The organism is Hahella sp. KA22 (assembly GCF_004135205.1).
Classification (GTDB): domain Bacteria; phylum Pseudomonadota; class Gammaproteobacteria; order Pseudomonadales; family Oleiphilaceae; genus Hahella.
On record NZ_CP035490.1, the window covers coordinates 570,221 to 589,452 of the forward strand.

Sequence of the window (19,232 nt, forward strand, 5' to 3'; positions counted from 1 at the left end):
TATTCAAACTTTTATTCGGATGATGAATGAGGGCAGCGTTTGTGAGACAGGCTTTCTGGCACTGGATCAATACCCCCTGTTGACCAAGGGTGGCATCTTAGCAGACGACGGACGGTAAGATAACTCCCTCGCAGGAATCCATACTTGGAAATTGCCTCATATCCATAACTTGAGCAACTTGGGTAAAAGCGACAGTGCTGTCCTAACATTGGACTGATCGCGTATTTGTACGCTTTTATCAAACCTAAAAGTAAGTATTTAGGTAGCTGAGGAAGAGTCTGCTTTAGCGACGGCATTGGCATGCTGCTGACCAATTCGTGAGTACAACTTGGTTAGACATTGAAAAATTTCTTCATTATTCATGTCTGCAACAGCTTTGCGTGCCAGAACGACAATGTCGACGCTTGGTAAATTTGCTTGCTGAAGACGAAATGCTTCCCGAATGAGCCTTCTGACTCTGTTTCTTCCCGTCGCCAACTTAATATTTTTCTTGGCGATGACAAGTCCTACTCGAGGATGAGGTAGTTGGTTAGGGATAGCAAGGAGGAGCAAACCAGGATGGCCTGCTTTAAAGCGAGCATCGTTAAATACGTTACGGAAATCCCCCGGCTTCAAAAGTCGAAGTGATCGGGGGAATTCGTAACCAGCCATCTATAGTTTGCTTTTAAACAACAGACGACAATTAAGCTGAAATACGCTTACGACCTTTAGCGCGACGGCTGGCCAGAACTTTACGGCCGTTTGCGGTAGCCATGCGGGCACGGAAACCGTGAGTGCGTTTACGCTTAAGGACGCTAGGTTGGAATGTGCGTTTCATATCCGACTCTTTAGCAAATAACTGGTTGAAATTCGTTCTAGAAAACAGGGAGCGGAATTGTAGGGAATTTAGAGGTAAATAGCAAATGGGAGTTGCAGAAATTTTCAACAGGGTCCGTCTAACATGAGTTGAAACGAAGCCTGTGGATCAGTGTGAGTAACTTTTTCACTTGGAGTTAGGCCTGTTAATTCGTGTGGAAAAGCTTTTCGGTTGAAATTTAACCATGGCGAATGTTTTATGAAATCAAAAGAGGGCTTGTTCGCCTGTTATTAAATCTTAGGTTTTTAAGAAAGGATGGTTATGAAGACTTATGATTAGTTAACCATTTTTCTGTGGATAAGTGTGGAAAAGTTTTATGTATCATTTATTTATAGGATGTAAAAGTGCTTGGCAAGCTAGGGATTAGCCTTTGAAAGACTGGTGAAAACATGGGGAGGAAACGAAGAGTTTTCCACAGGCCAAATTTGTCTCCAGATCCATAACAAGTTATCCACAGGGAATCACAAGGGTTTTGGATATGAGCAAAGGTTCTAAAAATTTTTTTGCAGCCAAAAATGTTAACAAGCTTGTTAGTAACTCAGTAACTTAATGAAATTAAAAATAAAAATAATCCACAGGGGTTCTAATAAGATTTATTTTCGAGGTGGTAAAGGAAAGTCATTCCAGCTAGAATTTTCCCCTACCTGTTTAGGTTCAGTCTGATTTCGTTGCTTATTGTGGGGAGCGACGAAGAAAAAAGCGTCTTTATTAGCCGCCTGATGTGGGTTTTGGCCACAGGGTTTTGTTTTCTCTGAAAAACATCAATATTTCGGTTTTCCATATATAGAAAGCCGCCGTCTTTAATTTGCGAAAAAAAAGAGCGAGCATGTACGAATTCTGGAGGTTTGGAAGTGACGTCTGAGCTGTGGCATCAATGTCTGGGCTATTTAGAGGACGAGTTGCCAGCACAACAGTTCAATACTTGGTTACGCCCTTTGCAGGCGAAAGGTTCTGAGGAAGAACTGTTTTTGTTTGCGCCAAACCGGTTTGTACTGGATTGGGTTAATGAGAAGTACATTGGCAGGATCAATGAGATTCTCAGTGAACTGACCTCTCAAAAGGCTCCGCGTATTTCTTTGAAGATCGGCAGCGTCGCTGGTAATCACAAGGGGATGCAGGCAAGTAAAGACACGGGAGCAGGCGCTGCAAGGGTTACGGCGCCCTCCAAGCCTGTTATCGCTGACGTCGCTCCGTCCGGAGAAAGAAACGTCACGGTGGAAGGGGCTATCAAGCATGAGAGTTACCTGAACCCTACGTTCACCTTTGAAACTTTTGTTGAAGGTAAATCGAACCAATTGGCGCGGGCTGCCGCCATGCAAGTGGCGGATAATCCGGGTAGCGCCTATAACCCTCTGTTTTTATATGGTGGCGTAGGTTTAGGGAAAACGCACTTGATGCAGGCGGTAGGTAACGCCATTTTCAAGAAAAATCCTAATGCGAAAATTCTTTATCTGCACTCCGAAAGATTCGTTGCAGATATGGTGAAAGCGTTGCAGCTGAATGCTTTCAATGAGTTCAAGCGTCTGTATCGATCCGTTGATGCGTTGCTGATTGACGATATTCAGTTCTTCGCACGCAAAGAGAGATCCCAGGAAGAGTTTTTCCATACTTTCAATGCCTTGTTGGAAGGCGGTCAGCAGATGATTCTGACCTGTGACCGTTATCCAAAAGAGATTGACCATATGGAAGAGCGCCTGAAGTCCCGCTTCGGGTGGGGATTGACGGTGATGGTTGAGCCGCCTGAATTGGAAACCCGCGTAGCGATTCTGATGAAGAAGGCGGAACAGGCCAATGTCCATTTAAGCAGTGAGTCCGCTTTCTTTATTGCGCAAAAAATTCGCTCTAACGTTCGAGAGTTGGAAGGCGCATTGAAGCTGGTGATTGCGAATGCCCATTTTACTGGTCAGGAGATTACGCCGGCGTTTATCCGCGAGTGTTTAAAGGATCTGCTGGCGCTGCATGAGAAGCAGGTCAGTATCGATAATATCCAGAGAACGGTGGCGGAGTATTACAAAATCCGTGTTGCGGATATTTTGTCAAAGCGTCGCACTCGTTCAATTACCCGTCCAAGGCAGATGGCTATGGCGTTGGCTAAGGAGCTGACTAACCACAGTTTGCCGGAAATCGGCGAAGCGTTTGGAGGGCGGGATCACACCACGGTTTTGCACGCCTGTAAGGTCATGATAGAACTTCAGCAAAACGATCCCACCCTGCGTGACGATTATCAAAATTTTATGCGCATGTTAACCAGCTAGTTAGCGGAAATATGCGCCGTCAGCTTGATGGCGACCAACAAGATTTAGTTTAAAATAGCAACATTTTCAGTGATTTAAGAGTTTATAGAAACGGGATATTACATGAAGCTCACTATAACCAGAGAGGCGCTTGTCACGTCATTGCAAATGATTTCTGGGGTGGTTGAAAAACGCCAGACCATGCCTGTACTCGCCAACGTATTGCTTGACGCCAGAGACGGAAAGCTGGTTATCACCGGCACCAATATGGAAGTGGAGCTGGTTGCGGAAATTAGCGACGTAAACATTGAGCATGAATCCAGAATCACTGTTCCCGCCAAGAAATTTACAGATATCTGTCGCGCCCTTCCCGAAGGCGCAGCTATCGGTATTGAACTGAAAGATGGACGTTTGAACGTTCGTTATGGCAGCAGTCATTTCATATTGTCTACATTGCCTGCGGAACACTTCCCCAATGTGGAGGAAGAACCTGAAAGCGTTAAAGTTATGTTGCCGCAAAGAGAGCTCAAGCGATTGATTGATGCAACAGCCTTTGCGATGGCCCAGCAGGATGTTCGTTATTATTTGAATGGCATGTTGATGGAGTTGGATGAGCAGGGTCTGCGCGCTGTCGCAACAGATGGTCATCGTCTCGCCCTCGCCAACGTGTCCCTGCAAACCGGCGTTAGTGAAAAGCGTCAGCCTATCGTACCGCGTAAGGGGATTTTGGAGTTAGGTCGTCTTCTCAGCGATACTGATGAGTCCTGCACCTTGGTGTTTGGCGATAATCATGTGCGGGCCAGCGTGGGACATTTTACTTTTACGTCTAAGTTAATTGACGGAAAATTCCCTGATTATCAAAGGGTTATCCCGAGATCGGGAGATAAGGTGATGGTCGCGGACAGAGTTCTGTTGAAAGGTGTTTTGTCGCGCGCGAGTATCTTGTCACATGAAAGTATTCGCGGAGTACGCCTGCAGTTTGAAGACGGCCTGTTGAAAGTATTTGCGAATAATCCAGATCAGGAAGAGGCGGAGGATAGCCTGGAAGTAGAATATCCGCATGAAGCCCTGCAAATTGGCTTCAACGTGGGCTACCTGATTGATGTGCTTAACGCCTTGGATGATGAACAAGTCAAAGTGACGCTTTCCAATGCGAATAGCAGCGCTTTGGTGGAAGGCGTCGATACCAGAGATGCGGTGTATGTCGTCATGCCTATGAGGCTGTAGTCAGTTAAACTGATAGCGCCGTGAATCTATTCGAGTTCGAAAGGTTACGGCGCGTCGGCCACTCGGGTATGACGCTCGGCAAGGATGTAATCGCCCCTGAATGCAGACAGAGTTTGAATCTCAGCGAGAGTGGAAAAGCTTATGGGAAAAATTGTTAACGCAGTAAAGGGAGCCGCCAGGATTGGTCAAACGGCGGCAGTCATATCCAAGGTCAGCCTTGGCTGGTTGAAGGGAAATCGTGCGCCTGCGCCGAGGCTTTTGCGACAGACTTTTGAAGAACTGGGCGCCACTTATATTAAGCTGGGGCAGTTTATCGCCAGTTCGCCCACGTTTTTCCCTGCAGATTATGTTGAAGAGTTTCAGTTGTGTTTGGATAAAACCAAACCTCTGCCCTACTCGCAAATCGAGAAAATCCTGAAGGAAGAATTCAAGCGGCCATTACAGTCGATATATTCGCATATCGACACCAAGCCGTTGGCTTCCGCATCCATCGCACAGGTCCACGCGGCTCGCTTGGTGACAGGCGAGGATGTGGTTATTAAGGTTCAGAAGCCAGGCGTCCGCAACGTACTGCTAACGGATTTGAACTTCTTATATGTTGCGGCGCGTGTAGTCGAGTATTTGGCGCCAAAGCTGTCCTGGACGTCTCTTTCTGGCATTGTGGAAGAGATACAGCGAACCATGATGGAAGAGTGTGATTTCTATCAGGAGGCTACCAATCTCAAAGAGTTTAGAGAGTTTCTGGTGAATAGCGGCAATGACCAAGCGGTTGTGCCCACTGTATATGAGCAGGCCAGCACCATGCGGGTGTTAACGATGGAACGTTTCTATGGCGTGCCTCTGACAGATCTGGAAACGATTCGCAAATATTGCCCTGATCCAGAAAAGACGCTGATCACAGCGATGAATACCTGGTTCGCCAGTTTGACGCAGTGCGACTTCTTTCATGCGGATGTTCATGCAGGAAACCTGATGGTGTTAGAAGATGGCCGCATCGGTTTTATCGACTTTGGCATCGTGGGTCGTATTGGCGCTGGAACCTGGCAGGCAGTGTCTGATTTTATCACGGCGATAATGATGGGTAATTTCCACGGTATGGCTGATGCTATGTCGCGAATAGGCATCACCAAGACTCAATTAAGCGTGGATGATCTGGCGGCGGATATCGCAGACGTCTATAAAAAAATGGATGCGATGACGCCAGATATGCCGCCGATATATTACGATCAGCAGGCTGGCGATGATGAAGTTAACAATATTTTGATGGATCTGGTGAAGATCGGTGAGCAGCATGGTTTGCACTTTCCCAGGGAGTTTGCGTTGCTGCTAAAACAGTTTCTGTATTTCGACCGTTATGTACATGTGCTGGCCCCAGAGCTGGATATGTTTATGGATGAAAGGCTCAGTCTGATCCAATAACGGCGGTTCACTTGCGTAGTTAAAGAACCTAGCACATTGTTGTGTTAGGTTTTTTTGTTTAAGGGGAAGTTGATGGATATCGTATCCGCGTTGACCTTGTTGATCGTGGTCATGGACCCATTGGGAAATATTCCTTTGTTCTTGAGTATTCTTGAGCGGGTGGACGTTAAGAGAAGAAAGAAAGTATTGTTCAGAGAACTGTTGATCGCTTTGGCGATTCTGCTGGTGTTCTTGTTCTGTGGACAGTACCTGCTCAAGATATTCAGCCTGAGCAAAGAGTCAGTAGGCATCGCCGGCGCTATCGTATTATTTATTATTGCATTACGTATGATCTTCCCCGCCAAGCGGGAGTGGCTTGAAGATCTCCCTGATGGGGAGCCTTTTATCGTGCCGTTGGCTATTCCTTTCGTGGCTGGCCCTTCAGCGTTGGCGACCTTGATTCTGATTTCCACACGGGAGCCAGAAAGAATGATGGATTGGTCTATCGTGGTATTGCTGGCTTGGTCTGTCACCGCCGTCACGCTGATGAGCTCCACCTTTTTATATAAGTTACTCCGCAAGAGAGGCATCATCGCCATAGAACGTCTTATGGGGATGCTGTTGATTGCGGTATCGGTAGAGATGTTCCTGACCGGCTTACAGCCTCTATTGACCAAATTGACCCACGTTTCCTGACGCTGGATTGTTGGAATGGGTCTAAGTCGTATTGCATTCACCAACTTACGTAACATCTCCAGCCTGAAGTTGGATACCTCCGCGAGATTACTGTTATTTCACGGGAATAACGGAAGTGGAAAAAGTAGTCTTTTGGAAGGCGTTTACCTGTTGGGACGGGGTGCGTCATTTCGCACTAAAGAACTTGATTACGCTGTTTCACATCTATCTGATGAAATGGTCTGTTTTGGCGAAGCCGTCAATGAAGATGCAGGCAAATCATTCCGCATTGGCGTCAGCCGCCAAAAGACAGGCAAGCTTACCCGAGTCAGAATCAACGGCGAGAGCGCCAGGACCTTGTCTGAGCTGGCGGCGGCCCTCCCTATCTTGATTGTTACTCCTGATACCTTTGGTTTTATTAATGGAGGTCCAGGAGAGAGAAGGCGCTTTGTCGACTGGGGAGTGTTTCACGTGGAACACCAATTCAAAGTGGTCTGGCAGAACTGGCGCAAATTGCTATTGCAAAGGAATAAATTGCTGAAAAGTGGTAATATTAGCCGTTCTGAGTTAAGTGCATGGGACAATCAATACGTAGCGTATTCAGACGAGATAAGCCGCTATAGAGACGCCTACTTCGCTGAATTGAAGGAAATACTCATCGAATCTCTGAAAGAGTCCAGTGAGCAAACCAAGGATATTGGCGACAAGCTGACAATTACGCTTAGCAATGGCTGGTATCAGAATGATGTCAGTCACATGGAGCAACTGGTTTCGTCAGTCGAAAGCGACGTAAAAAAGGGATTCACGACTTTAGGCCCACACCGGGCGGACATTAAGGTAAAGGTCGGTGGGGTTCACGCGAAGGAAGTGTTATCAAGAGGTCAACAGAAGACCTTGATAACTCACCTGTACTTATCACAACTGGAAATATTACGGCGGCGGACAAATCAAAGGCCCATCGTGCTGATTGATGATGTTGGGGCGGAGCTGGATACCGGAAATCAGGTAACACTGTTAACGAGAATGTTGGAGAAAGGGGCCCAGGTGTTTGTGACGGTCCTGGATAAACAGCAGTCAGAATATTTGTTCGGCCATTTTAATCAAGAATACGACACGCAAATGTTTCACGTGGAACAGGGTGCTGTCACCAAAGTCCACAATTAGCGTGTGACGGTTAGGAGAGATATATGTCCTCATCGGGAAATTATGATTCCTCAAGCATCAAAGTGTTAAAAGGCCTGGATGCGGTAAGAAAGCGTCCAGGTATGTACATTGGCGACACTGACGATGGCACCGGCCTTCACCACATGGTGTTCGAAGTGGTTGATAACTCTATCGACGAAGCCTTGGCCGGACACTGTAAAGAAGTGAAGATCACGATTCACGCCGATGAATCAATCACGGTTAGCGATGATGGCCGTGGCATCCCTGTCGATATCCACGAAGAAATGGGCGTTTCCGCCGCAGAAGTTATCATGACTATGCTGCACGCCGGCGGTAAATTCGACGACAACAGTTATAAAGTATCCGGCGGTCTGCACGGTGTGGGTGTGTCAGTAGTTAACGCGCTTTCAAAAGAACTGCGCCTGACTATTCGCCGCGACAACAAAGTGCATGAGCAGGTTTATAAGCACGGCGTACCACAAGCGCCTTTATCTGTGGTGGGTGAAACTGACCGCTCAGGAACGGAAGTTCACTTCTTCCCTTCCGCCGAAACGTTTAACAATATCGAATTCCACTACGATATTCTGGCTAAGCGTCTGCGTGAGCTCGCCTTCTTGAACTCTGGCGTTAAGATCACGTTGCACGATGAACGTTCCGCAAAAACAGAAACCTTCGAATATGAAGGCGGATTGAAAGCCTTCGTTGAGTATCTCAACCAGACTAAAAACCCGATTAACAAAGTTTTCCACTTTATCAAAGAAAGAGAAGACGGCATCACTGTAGAAGTATCCCTGCAGTGGAATGACTCCTTCCAGGAAAACATTTTCTGCTTTACCAACAACATTCCTCAGCGTGACGGCGGTACTCACTTAGCTGGTTTTAGAGCAGCCCTCACCCGCTCTCTTAATAGCTACATTGAAAAAGAGAGCATGCTGAAAAAGACCAAAGTGGCTACCTCCGGCGACGACGCGCGTGAAGGTTTGACTGCGATTATTTCTGTTAAGGTGCCTGATCCCAAGTTCTCCTCTCAGACCAAAGATAAGCTGGTGTCCTCTGAAGTTAAGACTGCAGTCGAGCAGGAAATGAATGCTTACTTCGCAGACTTCCTGGCGGAAAACCCCCAGGACGCGAAGAACGTAGTCAACAAAATGATCGACGCGGCCCGCGCCCGAGAAGCGGCTAGAAAAGCCCGTGAAATGACCCGTCGTAAAGGTGCGCTCGATATCGCTGGTTTGCCTGGCAAGCTGGCCGACTGTCAGGAAAAAGATCCTGCGCTTTCCGAACTGTACATAGTGGAGGGTGACTCGGCGGGTGGTTCCGCCAAGCAAGGGCGCGACCGTAAAACTCAGGCTATTCTGCCCCTGAAAGGTAAGATCCTGAACGTGGAAAAAGCGCGTTTCGACAAGATGCTGTCTTCCGCAGAAGTAGGCACCCTGATTACAGCCTTGGGCTGTGGTATCGGTCGTGAAGAGTTTGATGTGAATAAGCTACGCTATCACAGCATCATCATCATGACGGATGCGGACGTGGACGGCTCGCATATTCGTACCTTGCTGCTGACCTTCTTCTTCAGACAGATGCGCGAAATCATTGAGAACGGTCACGTGTATATTGCGATGCCCCCTTTGTACAAAGTGAAAAGAGGTAAGCAGGAGCAGTACGTAAAAGATGAGAAAGCGCTTCAGCAGTACCTGACCCAGAGCGCGCTTGAGAACACGCAGTTGTTTGTAAATCCTGAGGCTCCGCCCATTATCGGGACTGCGCTGGAGACACTGGTGACAGATTACCGTACGGCGACAGGCGTCATTGATCGTATGTCCAGAGCCTATCCCAAAGGCGTGCTGAATCAGCTTCTTTACGTACCTCGTTTGACGCAGGAGCAGCTCAAAGATAAAGCTGCTGTTGAAGCCTGGGTCACCTTGCTTAACGAAAAGCTTGGCTACGACAACAGCACTGGCAACAACTACGTTATCAGCGTTGTGGAAGATGCGGAAAGAAGCCTTTTCTTGCCTCAGGTGGAGTTGGTTCAGCATGGTGTGGACTATAAATACACCTTCAACCAGGACTTCTTTGGCTCCAGCTCTTACGCCAATATTGCCGATATGGCCGAAAAACTGGATGGTCTGATCGAGGCTGGCGCCTATGTGAAGCGGGGTGAAAAGACGCAGGCTATCGAGACCTTTGACGACTCATTGGTCTGGTTGATGAAGGAAGCCCAGCGTGGTTTGAACATCCAGCGCTATAAAGGACTGGGTGAGATGAACCCTGAGCAGCTGTGGGAAACCACCATGGACCCTGCCGTGCGTCGCATGATGAAAGTTACCATCGAAGACGCGATCGCTGCGGATCAGATCTTTAATACTTTGATGGGCGATGATGTTGAACCACGTCGTGATTTCATCCAGACCAACGCGTTGTCTGTTATGAACCTGGACGTGTAACTGCCTCCCCCTCTCTATAATAAAAAGGGCTGCAATTGCAGCCCTTTTTTTCGCCATCGTTTGTTAGACGCCCCATGAAAGCAGGCAGCTCTTCATCTCTTTCGGAGAACGAATCCGAATAAAGTGGATGTGAGCGTAATGTGGATCTTTCATTATCGACAGGTATTTCTTGCGATTTTTCTTATAGGTGGTAATGGTCCAGAGGACGATGGAGTCCCTGCTGAACAGCTTGCGTAGTGATTCTTTATTGCCTGTGCCCGCCCAAAGTTCCTTTTTTGTGATGATGCGGGTTATCGCTCTTTTGATTGCCTGAAAAAGTGTGCGCGGGAAAGAGTAGTCTATCCAAACGACTATCTGAGCCCTCTTCCACTTTAGCTGCGTTCTGCTGTTGTAATTACCGTCCAATATCCAGCTTTCCTGCTGCAGCGCCTGCGCAACTCGAGAGCTGAAGATTTCTTCTGGATGGTTTCGCCAGTCAGGCCCCCAATATAGGGCGTCCATTTCTATATAAGGAATGTCGAGCTTTTCTGACAGCCTTTTACTGAAAGTGGACTTTCCGCTGCCACTGGTTCCTATCACGTTAATTCTCATCTCCACTCCATATTTTCAGAAAAGGTTAAACAGGGGTGAAGCAACGCGGGAGCGACATTATAGAGTTCTCCAACCACACGTATAGATGCAGTGGCGAGTTTGTCGTACTGATGCCGAAATTATTCGCAGTTAACACAGTCCAGCACAATAAAAAAGCGGCTCATCGAGCGCCGCTTTGCATAAAGAAGTAGCCGAGTTCAGTTACCAATTGTCGTGAGGATCTTCACCATTGGTAAGAGAGGTCATCATCTGACAGCTCCAGGAAATTGCTTCCTGTTGAGACAGTTGAAACTGTTCCATAGTCTCGAAATCCAGTCCCTGCAGTCCGTTGAATGATAAGCGTGGGAGTGAGCCGGCAATGCTTGAATGCCGGTTTATTTTCCATACATAAGGTGAGGGATTACTGGAGAAATATTGGTTTTGGTCGATCTGCGTTTCTCCCTCCATGATGGACTCCCTCTCTTCGTTTTTCTTGGCGTCCATATGGATAAACAGATCATGGTAATTTTCGCCATAATTATAAAAACGGTTACCAGTGATTTGGTTCTGGCGTGTTTCCCATGGGGCTTCGACACGAGGCAGTAGCACTCCTCTTTCATCAACAAGACGCGTATCGAATCGTTTACCTATTCCTCGGTCAGCCCAACTCAAAGCGACGCTTCCGCCTTCTTTATCTGGATGTTCTTCAATAATGTCGCCTCTCACTTCCACATTCTGAGAATTTGATAAGAATAACTGACCGCCATAAGCGGCGCCGTTGCGTCCCACAAGATTGTTTAGCATTTTCGCGTCGAAACTGATCTCGTGAAAAAGGCATGCGGAGAGGTTGTCGAAAACTATATTCCACTGATAGATCGTTTGCTCGTTACTGACATCGCTCGGACCTCTATTATCAAATATGCACATAGACGACAGCGTTTTCGTAATCAAAATACCACAGGAAAATGACACGCGGCTATGCGCTCCTCTCCTTCCATAGGACGAAGTCTGGGTTGCTCATGGCGACATTTGTCTCGCGCGTTGGCGCAGCGGGGAGCAAATGGACAGCCTTGGGGCGGAGCGGCTGGATCGGGAAGTTCTATGGTTTCGCACTCCCCTTGCAAACCTTTTTTACCAGGAAGCGGGATAGAGTCGAGTAGTAAACGGGTGTAAGGGTGTTTCGGAGACTTGAACAATTTATCGGCGGGCGCCTGTTCCACGATGCGTCCGAAATACATCACTGCGACCACCTCGCTGATTGCTTCCACGACAGCCAGGTCATGGCTGATAAATACGTAAGCGAGGCGAAAGCGTTGCTGGAGATCCTGCAACAGATTCAGCACTTGGGCCTGTATGGAGACATCCAGCGCGGAAACGGGTTCATCCAGAACCAGGAGTTGTGGTTGCGCCGCCAACGCCCGTGCAATGCCGATGCGTTGAGCCTGGCCGCCAGATAATTCGTGAGGATAGCGTTCCAGTAGCTCCGGCCGTAACCCAACGGCTTCCATAAGCGCCTGTAGACGCGTGTAGCGGTCGTTCCTCTTCATCCCCAGGAGATGCTCCATCGGCGCCTCTAAAATCGCTCTGATCGTCTTACGGGGGTTGAGAGCGCTAAGAGAATCCTGGAAGACATACTGTATCTGGCTGTGTAGCCGCTTTCGTTCGCTGCGGCTCTGATCAGGCCATGAGTTCCCATGTAGCAGCAAATGGCCTGCGCTGGGTTGATCAAGGCCCGCCAACATGCGCGCCAGGGTGGATTTGCCGCAACCTGACTCGCCTACAATGCCCAGGGTGGCGCCGGGTTGAATACTCAGATCTACACCTTGCACGGCCTGTATCAGCGGCTTGCGTCGACCGAGCCAACCGCGCCCGCCGCCATAGTGACGAGTGAGATTGCTGGCGGTCAGAAGAGTCGCGCTCATGGGGCAGTTTTCCATAGAGGTTTGATACAGCGGGCGAAACGATTTTCGCCCAGTGGACGTAAGCTGATATCTCCGTTCCTACAGTCGCCTTCCGCAAAAGGGCACCTATCTGCGAATGCGCATCCCGCAGGCAGGTTATTAAGCGCGGGAGGAGAGCCGGGAATGGCGGGAAGGCGATCTTGGTTTCGACCAGGAATCGGGACGCATTCAATTAATAGGCGAGTATAGGGATGAGCGGGCTTGTTCAATACCTCCCCCGCCGAGCCCACTTCCACGATGCGCCCGGCGTACATGACCGCCACACGGTCACAGATTTCGGAAACAACGCCAAAGTCGTGGGTGATGAACAAAAGCGCCATCTCATTTTGTCTGCGTTGCTGGTTCATCAACTTCAAGACCTGAGCCTGTACCGTGACGTCCAGAGCGGTAGTGGGCTCGTCCGCCACGATGATCCGTGGACGGTTGGCGAGAGCCATGGCGATACAAACCCGCTGTCGCATACCTCCGGAAAGCTCGTGGGGATAGCTGTGTGCCTGGGACGCGGGGTTAGGAAGGCGCACCTGTTCCAGCAACGCCACAGCGGTTCGCCATGCTTCCGCGTACGAACTGGACTGGTGCGCCCGAATGGCTTCTGCGATCTGAGCGCCAACGCTGAATAGCGGGTGCAGACTGGAGAGAGGGTCTTGAAATATATAGGCGATTTCGCCGCCTCTGAGCGTCTGTATGCGATGCTGTGGGCAAGATAGTAGATTTTCATCGCCCCGCCATACCTGGCCTCCTACGATGCGTCCAGGCGGTGTAGGCGCTAACCTGAGCAAGGACATCGCCGTAACGGATTTACCGGAGCCGGACTCGCCTACCAAACCCAGGCATTCTCCTTTACCCAATTCGAAACTGACGTCGTCCACCGCCTTGAAAGTGTTCGTCCCAACCAGAAACTCGGTCTGTAAATCACGCACTGCCAAAGCGTCCTGTGTCGCACTCATGTCAGGAGAGTTCTGAACATTGGCGTTCTGCACTGCTGTCATGGCGGCGGGACGAGTCAAAGAGCCGGACTTTAACTTGGGATCAAGCACGTCTCTGACGCCATCGCCAATCAAATTGACGCTCATGACCAGCGCGAAGATCATCAGCCCGGGAATCACGGACACATGCGGCGCTGTAAACAGCAATTTGCGTCCCTCCCCCAGCATGGCGCCCAGATCCGCTTGCGGCGGTTGCGCGCCCAAACCGAGAAAACTGAGTCCTGCGGTTTCCAATATCATCCAGCCCAAGGTTGTCGACATGGTGATGACGATGATGGGAGCTACATTGGGTAGTATTTCCGTTAGCAGAATGCGCGCAGGACCTTTGCCGGAAAGCTTGGCTGCGTCGACAAAATCCCGTCTTGTCAGACTCAAGGTGACGCCTCGGATATTACGGGCGAAGAATGGAATATTCACCAGAGCGATAGCATAGAGAGCGTTTGATAATCCCGGCCCTAATGCCGCGACAATCGCCAGCGCAAGTAAAATATAGGGGAAAGCCATCAGCATATCGACGCCGCGCATCAACACATTATCCGTTCGTCCGCCTGCGAAACCCGCGATCAAACCCAATGCAGAACCAATAACGGAGGCGATCAGCGTGGCGGATAAGCCCACAGAGATGCTAACGCGCGCTCCCCATATCAAACGGGACAGGAGATCTCTTCCCAGATGATCCGTTCCCAATAAATGGCCTTCGCTTAATGGACGTAGTAAGCGCTGAGCTGGCGCAGTGTCGTTCGGCGCAGATAACGGAAGTATGGGAGCCGCTAGCGCGATAGCTGCCACCAGCAAGAACAGGCAAAACCCAAAAAATGCGATGTGGTTGTGCCGGAATAGCTTCCAGGCGCTGGGGCGGGATAAGCGAGTCATGAGACCAGTCTTGGATCAAGTCGATGCTGCATGACATCCGCAGCCAGATTAAAAAGGACATATGAGGAGGCGACCACTAATACTCCCCCTTGCGCGAGCAGAATGTCCCGGGTGGCGATGGCCTGCACCAACATGCGCCCTATCCCGGGCCATTGGAACACGGTTTCGATATAGACTGCGCCGCCAAGTACGAAGCCAGCCTGAATGCCTAATACCGGGATAATGGCGACCAAGGCGGCCTTAAACGCGTGGCGATAGATGACGCGACGCTCACTCAGTCCTTTGGCGCGAGCCGTACGAATATAATCCTGTCGCAGTACTTCCAGCATGGCGCCTCGGGTCAAGCGCGCGATGACGCCGGTCGCGATGACCGCCAGCGTAATGGCCGGTAGCGCGAGATGGGAGAGCAGGTCCAGCATATCGCCACCGCCGTAAATCGCGTACATACCGCTGGCCGGCAGCCATTGCAACTCGACGGCGAAAACCAATATCAGCAGCAGCCCCAGCCAGAATGACGGCGTTGAAATGCCAATTAAAACCAGCAATGTGATCACTCTGTCCGCCCAGCTGAACTGCCGCGTTGCAGAGACGATTCCCGCCAATAGTCCGAACAGGGAGCACAGCAAGAAGGAGGCTCCGGCGAGTGTCAATGTGGCGCTGAAGCGCTCCAAAACCTCATCCAGAACAGGACGATTCAAGCTGTAAGACCGGCCTAAATCTCCTTGCAGAATGTGTCCCAACCAGATTAAATATTGTTCAAATAGGCTATGATTTAACCCTAATTGACGGTTAATTCGTGCGATATTTTCAGGCGTTGCATAGGCGCCGAGAATGGCGGTGGCTGGATCTCCGGGAATCATCGCCATAATCAAGAAGACGATTGCGGTCATTCCGAACAGAACAGGAATGACGAAAAGGAGACGCCTGGCGATATAGCTCCACATAGGGGTCAGAGTTGCTCATTGACGATGGGAAAACGGAAAAGAATATGTGATAGAAAATCTAGTTTGTCCCGGACATTTTCCTTGCAAGAAAGCTTGTGAGTGCTCGGAGAGTTTGGAAGGGAATTTTGCTCAAAAACGGGATTTGGAGAGGCTTCTTTTCCATTGCTCATTGAAACGGTCCTTTTGAAGTCCTGATTTGAGGAGTGATAACTTGGTTTTAGCGTCGCTATTTATTCATTTTTATAGCGTTAAAAAGCGCTCCGGTGTTTGTTTTTTGACCATGTTTTATAGGGTGATTTTCCGGTATTTCTCTCTAAATAAAATTTTAGCCGATTAATATATGCGTTAAATATTTAGTCGATAAAAATAACTTAAAATATAACTGGCCAAAAAATTGACATTTAAAAATATTTTTATAACTAATTGTTTTAATTAAATTAATAACTCTAAAAAGTAACGACAGAAAGCATCATGAAATAAAAAGCTTGTTTCGCAATACCGCAGAGATTTATACGAATTCTAAAAATATGCCGGTTAGAAAATCCGGATAAATTTCATGGCTTCTCCACCTCTCTTAAATCCAGAAAAAATGAAGGCTGCAACTTGAAGTTTTTAACCTGTGACTGACTGACGGCGTTTTGCTTCCAGTTGGCTATAAAGGCCCAGGGCGCGTCTTCTTGTACGATGACCTGCATTTCTTTGTAGAGAACGGCTCTCTGGCTTTGGTCTGTAGCGCGACGCGCTCGTTCAAGCAGGTCGTCCACCTTGGGATTGGCGTAGTAACCGGAGTTGAAGCCGCCTTTATCCGGCCAGGCGTCGCTGCGTAACGCGAGATAAGGCAAAGTATCGGGGTCGTTGGTCATCCAGGCCATTTCCGCCATGTCCACGTCCTCCGGCAGCCCAGGATTCACTTTGCTGAGAAAGGTATTCCACTCATAGGTCTCTATCTTTACCTGAAGACCCACTTTGGCGAGATCCGCCTGAATCGCCGCGCCCATGGCGACGGGCTCCAGCATGCCTGAACCCCCTTCCGTCACATAAAAAGTAAGCTGCGCGCCGTCATGTCCCGCCGCTTTGATTAGCTCGCGCGCTTTGTCGGGGTTATAAGCGTAAGCGTCCAGGTTTGGGTTATACGCCCAGGCGAAAGCGGGCGGGATGGGTCCTTTGGCGACTTCCGCGGCGCCTTGCAACACGTCTTCCACTAACGCTTTCTTATCAATCGCGTAGTTGATCGCCTGACGCATGCGGCGATCCGCCAAAGGGCCTTTCTTGTTGTTGAGAATCAAAAACCATAAATGCGGCCCGGCTTGCTGATAAACGCGGAATCCGGGATCTTTCTCAAACACCGCCAGATTATCCGGCGGGGTTTCCACCATGAGGTCTACGCCGCCTGAGAGCATTTCCGCCATACGCGTGTTGGCGTCGGTGATGGGGCGGAACACCACTGCTTCCAGAGGCGGTGCGCCGTCCCAGTATTTGTCGTTGCGGACAATGACGACCTTGGCGTTGCTGACCCACTCGGCAAAGTGGAAAGGGCCGGTTCCCGCCGGATGCCGACCATAATCCTTGCCGTACCTTTTTACTGAGTCGGGCGAGACGATCAGACCGGTTGGGTAGGCCAGGTTGGAAAGAAACGGGGCGTAAGGTTCTTTTAATTCAAATCGAACGTGGAGGTTGTCGATCGCTTCCACCTTCTCTATCGGACTGAAGAAAAACGCCAATGGAAAAGGGCCGGTGTCATGATAAGGATGTTTTTCGTCAAGCATGCGCTCGAAATTGAACTTTACCGCCTCTGCGGTGAGAGGCGAGCCGTCATGAAATTGCACGCCTTTGCGCAGAGTGAAGGTGTAAGTCTTGCCGTCGTCGCTGATTGTCCAGGACTCCGCCAGCGCGGGCTTCACTTCCAAGGTTCCGTCTTTGAAGCGCACCAGCCCGTCATAGAGATTGATCAGTATGCGAAAGTCATTAAGAGCCGTCACGGCGTGGGGGTCTAGGGACTTGGGCTCGGCAATCTGGCCGACGACTAAAACATTGGCGGGAGTCTGCGCCGCGCTGGGCGAAGATAATGCGATGAATGAGAGGCAGCAAACGAGGACGCGCAGTACGCCCGACAGCCGGTCCATGATTCCCTCCTTGTGCGGAAGCGTTACTTTCGCGTCTCCGCGCCTCTCCTTCCCACCTTCCGCCTGAACGTCACTGGCGACGTTCGGCATGGCGTAGAGAGACCCGGTACTGTCCCTGACGCAGCCTTATTACACCTTAAAGAACATTTCCCACAACCTCAATGCCTTAACGCCGGATGAGGCAAGTCGCTGTCTGGAAGTCTATAACTTGGGGGCTTGAGGGTGGATATTTAAAGCCGCTGCGGCCGTCCTGTTGCAGCGACGGCCAGTTGCCAGGGAAAGGCGATTAGCGGTTTCTTCCATCCAGACTGAAGCGCCCGGCCCCAAACGCCGCGATTTGCAACAATCCTCCGGCCATGGCGATGTTCTTGAAGAAATGAACGAACTGGTTCTGATCGCCAAGCTGATTATGGAACGCCAGAGCGGCGGCGGCAGTGAAACCCGCCAGTATGAGCGCAGTAGCGCGGGTGCGGTAACCGGCGATCAAGGCTATCCCTCCAGCCAGCTCCACCAACACTGCGGCGGCGAAACCCAGGGTGGCGAACGGCAAACCGGCGGACTCGATATAAGCAATAGTTCCCGCTGGCGCGCTGATCTTGGCGATGCCTGAAAGAACGAAAATGATGCTGATAAGCACTCTGCCAGTGAGGGCCGAGACGGAGGCGATATCGAAAGCGCCGCTAATGGAATGAGCTGAATTCGCGTTGTGGGTTAGTTGAGTCATGTTGGCTTGCTCCAGTAATGGGTGTCGTTGCTTGATGGAACAACTATATTGCGATTACTCTTTTCGCAAAACCGGGATAATTTAAGCCATTTTATTCGAGAATTTAGGCATGTTATCAAACCCTGGCGCACCGACCCTGGATCAACTGAAAGTGTTTTTGGCTGTAGTGGAAGCAGGCAGCTTCGCTGGCGCTGCACGCAAACTGCATCGCGCGACCTCAGTTGTAAGCTATTCCATCGCCAACCTGGAATCCCAGTTGGGCGTGCAGTTATTTGATCGTCATACCACTCGAAAACCCCAGCTGACTGATGCTGGACGTTTGGTTCTGTCAGAAGCGCGGCTGGTGCATAACGGCGTCAACAGCTTGCGCGCCAAAGTGAAAGGGTTACTGCAAGGTCTGGAGGCGGAGGTGCGACTGGCGGTGGACGTGATGTTGCCCTCCAGCAGAGTGGTGGATGCGTTGAAAGCGTTCCGCGAACAGTTTCCCACCGTATCTCTGAATTTGCGGGTTGAAGCTCTGGGTGGCGTTACACAGCAGGTGCTGGATGGCGAAGCCTCCATTGGCGTCAGCGGACCTCTCAATCCGGTGTTGGACACTGTGGAGAGAATCAGCGTGGGATCTGTCGCTTTGATTCCTGTCGCTGCCCCTTCCCACCCTCTGGCGATGGTTGGGCGCAATGTCCCCGGCGCAGGCAGAGAGCATACCCAGTTAGTGCTGTGTGACCGCTCTCCCCTGACCCGTAATCAGGAATTTGCGGTGATCAGCGCCCACACCTGGAGGCTGGCGGATCTGGGCTCTAAACATATGTTGCTGAAAGAAGGAATCGGCTGGGGAAATATGCCGGAACCGATGGTGAGGGAAGACCTGGCGAGTGGAAGACTGGTGCGCTTGGATATGCCAGACGCCGCCTCCGTCACTTATCCGTTTGATGCTATCTTCTTGACGGAAAACCCGCCAGGACCTGCCGCCGCCTGGCTTATCGACAGGCTGGCTCAGCAGGTCGTTGCGGGTGACGACGGCGCGACTTAAGCGGACTTCCTTCGGTGATATACAGT

General features: G+C 50.1%; 17 protein-coding genes. 7 read left to right on the forward strand and 10 right to left on the reverse strand.

Going from position 1 to position 19,232, the window contains the following annotated elements; all coding sequences use genetic code 11:
- Positions 1 to 11 precede the first annotated feature (11 nt).
- From yidD to rpmH, 3 genes are read right to left on the reverse strand one after another with little or no spacing between them, the layout of a single operon-like run.
- Positions 12 to 302, reverse strand: a complete 291-nt coding sequence (gene yidD / locus EUZ85_RS02535; protein ID WP_206617985.1) for a membrane protein insertion efficiency factor YidD — start codon at positions 300 to 302, stop codon at positions 12 to 14.
- The gene (gene rnpA / locus EUZ85_RS02540) at positions 259 to 651 is read right to left on the reverse strand and encodes a ribonuclease P protein component (RefSeq protein WP_127974379.1); all 393 of its coding nucleotides are present in this window, start codon (positions 649 to 651) and stop codon (positions 259 to 261) included. The genes yidD and rnpA overlap by 44 nt, the downstream gene beginning before the upstream one ends.
- Positions 652 to 682: 31 nt before the next feature.
- The gene (gene rpmH, locus EUZ85_RS02545) at positions 683 to 817 is read right to left on the reverse strand and encodes a 50S ribosomal protein L34 (protein ID WP_083769858.1); all 135 of its coding nucleotides are present in this window, start codon (positions 815 to 817) and stop codon (positions 683 to 685) included.
- Between the two features lie 890 nt (positions 818 to 1,707).
- Between rpmH and dnaA the strand changes: the two genes are divergently transcribed.
- The 6 genes from dnaA (at position 1,708) to gyrB (ending at position 9,995) form a co-directional block, all read left to right on the forward strand.
- Positions 1,708 to 3,111 carry a chromosomal replication initiator protein DnaA gene (gene dnaA, locus EUZ85_RS02550; protein WP_127974380.1) on the forward strand — a complete coding sequence of 468 codons (1,404 nt, stop codon included), beginning with the start codon at positions 1,708 to 1,710 and terminating at the stop codon, positions 3,109 to 3,111.
- Positions 3,112 to 3,213: 102 nt separating this feature from the next.
- A complete protein-coding gene (gene dnaN / locus EUZ85_RS02555; protein ID WP_127967768.1) occupies positions 3,214 to 4,317 on the forward strand; it encodes a DNA polymerase III subunit beta in 1,104 nt (367 codons plus the stop codon).
- Positions 4,318 to 4,458: 141 nt separating this feature from the next.
- Positions 4,459 to 5,736 carry an AarF/ABC1/UbiB kinase family protein gene (locus EUZ85_RS02560; protein ID WP_127967769.1) on the forward strand — a complete coding sequence of 426 codons (1,278 nt, stop codon included), beginning with the start codon at positions 4,459 to 4,461 and terminating at the stop codon, positions 5,734 to 5,736.
- A 72-nt stretch (positions 5,737 to 5,808) separates the two neighbouring features.
- On the forward strand, positions 5,809 to 6,411 hold the full coding sequence (locus EUZ85_RS02565) for a MarC family protein (RefSeq protein WP_127967770.1): 603 nt from the start codon (positions 5,809 to 5,811) through the stop codon (positions 6,409 to 6,411).
- A 15-nt stretch (positions 6,412 to 6,426) separates the two neighbouring features.
- The gene (gene recF, locus EUZ85_RS02570; protein WP_127967771.1) at positions 6,427 to 7,554 is read left to right on the forward strand and encodes a DNA replication/repair protein RecF; all 1,128 of its coding nucleotides are present in this window, start codon (positions 6,427 to 6,429) and stop codon (positions 7,552 to 7,554) included.
- Positions 7,555 to 7,577: 23 nt separating this feature from the next.
- Complete coding sequence (gene gyrB / locus EUZ85_RS02575; RefSeq protein ID WP_127967772.1) at positions 7,578 to 9,995, forward strand: DNA topoisomerase (ATP-hydrolyzing) subunit B; 2,418 nt, start codon at positions 7,578 to 7,580, stop codon at positions 9,993 to 9,995.
- Positions 9,996 to 10,058: 63 nt separating this feature from the next.
- Here the strand turns inward: gyrB and EUZ85_RS02580 are convergent, their stop codons facing one another.
- The 7 genes from EUZ85_RS02580 to EUZ85_RS02610 all read right to left on the reverse strand — a co-directional run bounded on the left by EUZ85_RS02580 (position 10,059) and on the right by EUZ85_RS02610 (position 18,176).
- Positions 10,059 to 10,586 (reverse strand): shikimate kinase, encoded by a 528-nt coding sequence (locus EUZ85_RS02580; RefSeq protein WP_127974381.1) that lies wholly within the window; start codon positions 10,584 to 10,586, stop codon positions 10,059 to 10,061.
- A 201-nt stretch (positions 10,587 to 10,787) separates the two neighbouring features.
- Complete coding sequence (locus tag EUZ85_RS02585; protein WP_127967773.1) at positions 10,788 to 11,537, reverse strand: hypothetical protein; 750 nt, start codon at positions 11,535 to 11,537, stop codon at positions 10,788 to 10,790.
- Positions 11,513 to 12,487 (reverse strand): ABC transporter ATP-binding protein, encoded by a 975-nt coding sequence (locus EUZ85_RS02590; RefSeq protein ID WP_127967774.1) that lies wholly within the window; start codon positions 12,485 to 12,487, stop codon positions 11,513 to 11,515. The genes EUZ85_RS02585 and EUZ85_RS02590 overlap by 25 nt, the downstream gene beginning before the upstream one ends.
- A complete protein-coding gene (locus EUZ85_RS02595; RefSeq protein WP_127967775.1) occupies positions 12,484 to 14,385 on the reverse strand; it encodes a dipeptide/oligopeptide/nickel ABC transporter permease/ATP-binding protein in 1,902 nt (633 codons plus the stop codon). The genes EUZ85_RS02590 and EUZ85_RS02595 overlap by 4 nt, the downstream gene beginning before the upstream one ends.
- Positions 14,382 to 15,329 (reverse strand): ABC transporter permease, encoded by a 948-nt coding sequence (locus tag EUZ85_RS02600; protein ID WP_127967776.1) that lies wholly within the window; start codon positions 15,327 to 15,329, stop codon positions 14,382 to 14,384. Before EUZ85_RS02600 ends, EUZ85_RS02595 begins: the two co-directional genes overlap by 4 nt.
- A 554-nt stretch (positions 15,330 to 15,883) precedes the next feature.
- On the reverse strand, positions 15,884 to 17,452 hold the full coding sequence (locus EUZ85_RS02605) for an ABC transporter substrate-binding protein (RefSeq protein ID WP_127967777.1): 1,569 nt from the start codon (positions 17,450 to 17,452) through the stop codon (positions 15,884 to 15,886).
- 286 nt (positions 17,453 to 17,738) lie between these two features.
- Positions 17,739 to 18,176, reverse strand: a complete 438-nt coding sequence (locus EUZ85_RS02610; RefSeq protein WP_127967778.1) for a DoxX family protein — start codon at positions 18,174 to 18,176, stop codon at positions 17,739 to 17,741.
- 109 nt (positions 18,177 to 18,285) lie between these two features.
- On the opposite strand from EUZ85_RS02610, the gene EUZ85_RS02615 reads away from it, so the two are divergent.
- On the forward strand, positions 18,286 to 19,206 hold the full coding sequence (locus tag EUZ85_RS02615; protein WP_127967779.1) for a LysR family transcriptional regulator: 921 nt from the start codon (positions 18,286 to 18,288) through the stop codon (positions 19,204 to 19,206).
- Positions 19,207 to 19,232: the final 26 nt, after the last annotated feature.